Here is a 4,912-nt window from a genome sequence, read left to right as displayed (position 1 = left end):
CTTCAGTCGGTTTTAACCGACTTTTGCTATTAGACGGGGATTTCAATCCCCGGCGGGCTTGTGGGTAAGCCCGATCGACTTGCAGAGGACAATCGGGGTCGAGAGTGCGATCGCGGTCGATCAGCCATTCCCACGATCCGACAGTCCGACAGGGATTGAAATCCCTGTCTCATAGCTGAAGTCCTCTTAAAGAGGACTGAAATCGGCGATCGTTTGATTTGGTTCTTCAGTCGGTTTTAACCGACTTTTGCTATTAGACGGGGATTTCAATCCCCGGCGGGCTTGTGGGTAAGCCCGATCGCCCCAAAGTGCGATCGAGAGGACTGAAATCGGCGATCGTTTGATTTGGTTCTTCAGTCGGTTTTAACCGACTTTCGCTATTAGACGGGGATTTCAATCCCCGGCGGACTTGTGGGTAAGCCCGATCGCCCCAAAGCCCGATCGCCCCAAAGCCCGATCGCCCCAAAGCCCGATCGCCCCAAAGCCCGATCGCCCCAAAGCCCGATCGCCCGATCGACATTATTGACCTAATCTTTGCTATTTTCCTCTCCTGAATTGGGCGGTGAAAATTTAATATCCGCCCAAGATAGCTGTCTGCTTTGATTGCTGTTGCTTTCGAGTTCTTCTTTAAGTTTGGCAATATCAACCGTCTCGTTTTTGGCGGAACTGTTGGTTTGGGCGATCGCATCTTTGAATTGCCGAATGTTTTCCGTCGGATTTGCTTTAATATCTTCCACCGCTTTTTTTAAATTGCGTTGATAGTGGGCGTTGCCAATCGCTTCTTCCTTCGATCGCGAACTGGTTTCAAAGCACTTGTCCAAATCGGCGTAAATGCCTGTACGGCGGGGCTTGGTGTAGTATTGGCGTTCTGTATCAAGGAGTTTTGCCATCAATTCGAGGTGCATTTTGTCCTCGCTGCAAATCTCCTCGATCGCAGTCCATTCATCGCTACCGAGGAGTTTTCTTTCAGCGGCGGGACGGGAATCTTCAAAAGGTTCGCCCGTGACTTCTTCGTAAATCCGGGGCAAAGAGTCGTCAAATTCATGCTTTTCTTCCAGCCAAATGCGGCGGATTTCGCTAAGTTCTTCTGGGGTAATTAAGGTGATGTCGCGCATTTCTAGGGGTGCGGTTTTGCGGATTTGGGTTTGTGCTTCCAAGACTCGTCTCAGCCAGTGTTCTCGCCAGAATTTGGTGTAGGGCCCTGGGATGGGTTCGACGGAGGTTGTGTCGTCGCCCATGTTGCGTTCAAACAGTTCTACTCTACCGTAGATGCGGCGGAAGTCTCTTTTTGGGCGATCGTCTTTTATGTCTAATTCGTTGCGAATATCGAGGAGAGGCTGCATCCATTCTTTTTCCTCATCGTTTAAAATCATTGCCTGCATAGATTTATCTTGGTCTACCATTGTACAAACCCAGCAGCCAAAGCGAGAATCTCCACAGCTAGGCGTAGAAGTATCAACGACTAGAGGGCATTCGTTATCTGCTGTCGCACCGCGATACATGGTAAACAAGTCTTTATTGTCACCTCCCCAAGGGTTAGGATACTGCATTAAATAAAGCCAAACTTCATCATCCCGCCAGTCTTCCACAGGAGTGTAAATTAGAGAGTTAATTAAACGAGAATTAGGACTTAAGCGCTCGCGCACTCTACCTGCTTCATGCCTTTTCATTGTTGCAGCGCGTTTGCTGCTTTCAGCCTTTCGAGTACCTAAAACAACAATAGTTTCACCGTGAGATCTAACCATTTCACGAATAAAATGATTGACAGGTTGAATTTTCATGCGATCGGTACACCAGCGAAATCCATTTCGAGGTGCTGGATAGCCTTTTCCCATTAAGCATACCCAGAATGTTTCTTGAACGGAAGGATGAAGCAGATGAGGTTCAACTGGCATTTTTTGCTGGTTAGCTGCTAGCTTAACCTGTTTAATGCAATTGCGAACCCAGGTAGAAATTATCGGATTTTCAACCAGCGTATCTGTTGTAATTAAATGAATTGTTTTTGTGCGCTTTTCCAGTGGAAGTGCTGCGATCGCATACCATATTAACTGCAATACTGCGCTCGAATCTTTTCCAAAAGATACACCTAAAATCCAGGGAATTTCATCGCTACAATACAAATCCTGAATTTCTTGAGTTAACTTTTCTACATCATCCACTAATTGCTTAACGCTGCGCGGTGGGAATAGTGGCATCTGCTGAGCTTGTGTCATTTTACCAATCTCCCCTTGCCAAGCAGCAACACTTGTGCTGTGAATTCCCCGCTGTGACGCAACATAATTGTTTGCCCTTGATCGTTGAGCTTTCAACGTAATAGTCTGCCTAACTACTATAACCCGTGATGATTTACAATTAAATATTAACCTTTAAATTAATTTACAAGCTATGGCTAATGACAGCTCGACTCAGCCAGAACTCAACCAGCGACTAGATGAATTTCTTGAGCCGTACTTCGCCAGATACCACCGTCAGAAGTGCTATCCGGGCTTAATTTTTGAGCATGGAAAGCGAAAAATGGTACAATTCAACGTGCCTGCTGATGACTTGCCTACTCTTCTCCAAGCAAGACCTTCTACCAATAACGAGCCTGAGTCTGGTAAAAACCGTCCAGAGATTAAGGGCCATGCTGAGGAAGTCAAGGAGTACATTCTCAAGCGCGTTAGAAAAGACCAACCCTGGATTGTGGGTACACTCACTGCCAATGTCGATCCAGAGAAGATTCAAATTATCGAACTAAGTCGGGGAATTTGTTTAGTAGTTATCCCTCGTGGCGTTAAGTTAGATATTACCGACGGACAGCACCGCAAGCGAGCGATTCACGAATTGATTGAGAGTGCTAACGGCGAGTTAATTGGAAATAATGATTTCCCAATTACGCTAGTTTTAGAAGGCAACTTTAATCAGTGTCAAAGAGACTTTAGAGATATGGCGCAAACAAAAGCGCTGGATAAATCTTTACTCTTGTCCTTTGGCGAAATGGAAGGTCGAATAGGTATTTGCAAACAGTTAATTGAACAAGTGCCAATTTTCAAGGGCAAGACAGAGAAAGTTAAAGGTTCTCCATCATCTAAAGAAAAGCGAATATATACAATGAATTATGTAGCAAAGGCTGTTAGTTGCGCTTTTGCTAACGATCCGAATAACGAACTCAAAGATTATGATTTATCAGAATGTTCGGCAGCTATAATTAGTTGCCTCAATCAATTTTTTACAGAATGCAGTCTAACTCAATACATTTATGAGACAGATGCGGATGATTTGACAGTCAATGAAATTGATAACTTTAAAGAAAGTTGTTTATTGGGGAGGAGTGTGGGAATAGAAATATTAGGAAAGTTACTCTACTGCACTTATGATGCTGATAGCTATTGCTTCGATCAAGAACAAGTATCAGAACTTGCTCAACTTGATTGGTCAAGAAAAAGCCACCTTTGGGAAGGAAATGTGGTTTTGTCGGACAATAGTCCAAATAATCTAGTTCGTAACTATAGAATAACAGCTAGTGTTAATGCTGTAAAAATGGCAGTAAATCAAGTAAAAGCCCACCTAGAATGGATTTAACTCATATTATCCACCTTCATTGTGGCACGGGCGTCCCGCCTGTGCTGCATCTGCGGTTTCCAAACCCAACCGATTTTTCAAATAATCAGTCATCCAACTAACACTCGCCCTCGACTTAGAAATCCCCCCTTTCAACAAAATCCCACCCTCCCAATCAGGATTAGAAATCGACCAATCAACCTGCTGCAAAAGGCTCAAACGTTCCTCCCAACTCTCAGGAAAAACCGATCGCAAAGCCGCCCCAACTTCCCCCAAACTCTCAAGCACAACACTGTGACAGTGCACGCAATCCCGGCGCATTTCCCCCGCCGCAACTTGCTTGTGCAGAACTAATTGCCAATCTGGAATAAAACTGCAAACCGCATTCCAATAACTAACCGCCAGTTGTATTTTTTGAGCAAGTTCTTCCTCTTTCTGTTCTTTTTTGGTGCGAGAACCAGAGAGTTTTGCCTGTTCGCTGCCGTGAATATTAGACAGCAAAGCCATGATAGCACGATCGATCGCACTCAGCGTAAACAATTTGTGCGATCGCCCGTTCAAACTCCCCCTCTCCATCTCAGTCAAACACCGGAAAACCTCAACCTGCTTAACAACCGCCTTCACCACAAAAGCGCGATCGTCCCGGTGGTTGTAAAGTAGACTTAGCGACGACTCCAAAGGAACTTGAAAATTGTTCAAATCAGCAAACATCTGCTGCGATTTTTCCAACCCAATATCGAGAAACAAAATCAGCGCCACCGTCTCATATCCCAACTGCGGATTTTCCCTCAAAGCCATCTCAAAAGCCGCCCGCCGATGCTGTCCGTCATTAATAGTAAACTTAGCATCCATCGGCACTCGCAAGCGACCGATTTTCCGTTCTTCTGCCTCATTTCCCACTGCTTCAAAAGTAATATCCGCATCAATCGAAGCAGCAATAGCCCCACAAGTATAATTTGTAGGATTCTTAACAAAATACTCAGCTATTTCGGGAATCCTAGCTTTGTTAAGCGCGCGTTTCGCCCGCAGAGACGGCGGCAAATCTTCAGATTCAAAGGGAAACAATTTCGGCAAAAAACGCACCGGACACATCGACACGTAATATTCGCGGCCCGCTTGAATTCCCCGAATTACCGGCAAAATGTATTCAAAGGAAGGAGTAGACATATGTTTTTGTTGTTGCAGGTGCGAAGTATGAAGAAATCAGGGGCAAGTGCCATCGTCAATTCACTCGCTTCCCCGATATTCCGCCGGGGGTTGAAACCCCCGTCTCATAGCGAAAGTCGGTTAAAACCGACTAAACATAAACCTCGAAATTGATTCATATTCAGTCCTCTTCAGAGGACTTTCGCTATGAGACAGGGGTTTCAAC

General features: G+C 45.2%; 4 protein-coding genes. 1 reads left to right on the top strand and 3 read right to left on the bottom strand.

Annotated features, from left to right (window positions below; genetic code table 11):
* Positions 1-253: 253 nt before the first annotated feature.
* Positions 254-520: a hypothetical protein gene (locus tag QT992_RS23840; protein WP_333377856.1), complete on the bottom strand. Its 267-nt coding sequence runs from the start codon at positions 518-520 to the stop codon at positions 254-256.
* Positions 521-527: 7 nt separating this feature from the next.
* Complete coding sequence (dndC, locus tag QT992_RS23835; RefSeq protein WP_333377853.1) at positions 528-2,213, bottom strand: DNA phosphorothioation system sulfurtransferase DndC; 1,686 nt, start codon at positions 2,211-2,213, stop codon at positions 528-530.
* A 172-nt stretch (positions 2,214-2,385) separates the two neighbouring features.
* Between dndC and QT992_RS23830 the strand changes: the two genes are divergently transcribed.
* Complete coding sequence (locus QT992_RS23830; protein ID WP_333056128.1) at positions 2,386-3,561, top strand: DNA sulfur modification protein DndB; 1,176 nt, start codon at positions 2,386-2,388, stop codon at positions 3,559-3,561.
* A gap of 6 nt (positions 3,562-3,567) precedes the next feature.
* Here the strand turns inward: QT992_RS23830 and dndB are convergent, their stop codons facing one another.
* Entirely contained in the window at positions 3,568-4,707 is a 1,140-nt protein-coding gene (gene dndB / locus QT992_RS23825) for a DNA sulfur modification protein DndB (protein WP_333377849.1), read from the bottom strand.
* Positions 4,708-4,912: the final 205 nt, after the last annotated feature.

Source organism: Microcoleus sp. T3_D1 (assembly GCF_036700405.1).
Lineage (GTDB): Bacteria > Cyanobacteriota > Cyanobacteriia > Cyanobacteriales > Microcoleaceae > Microcoleus.
Note: the sequence above shows the minus strand (reverse complement) of the source record. Positions and strands in the feature narration are given on the sequence as shown.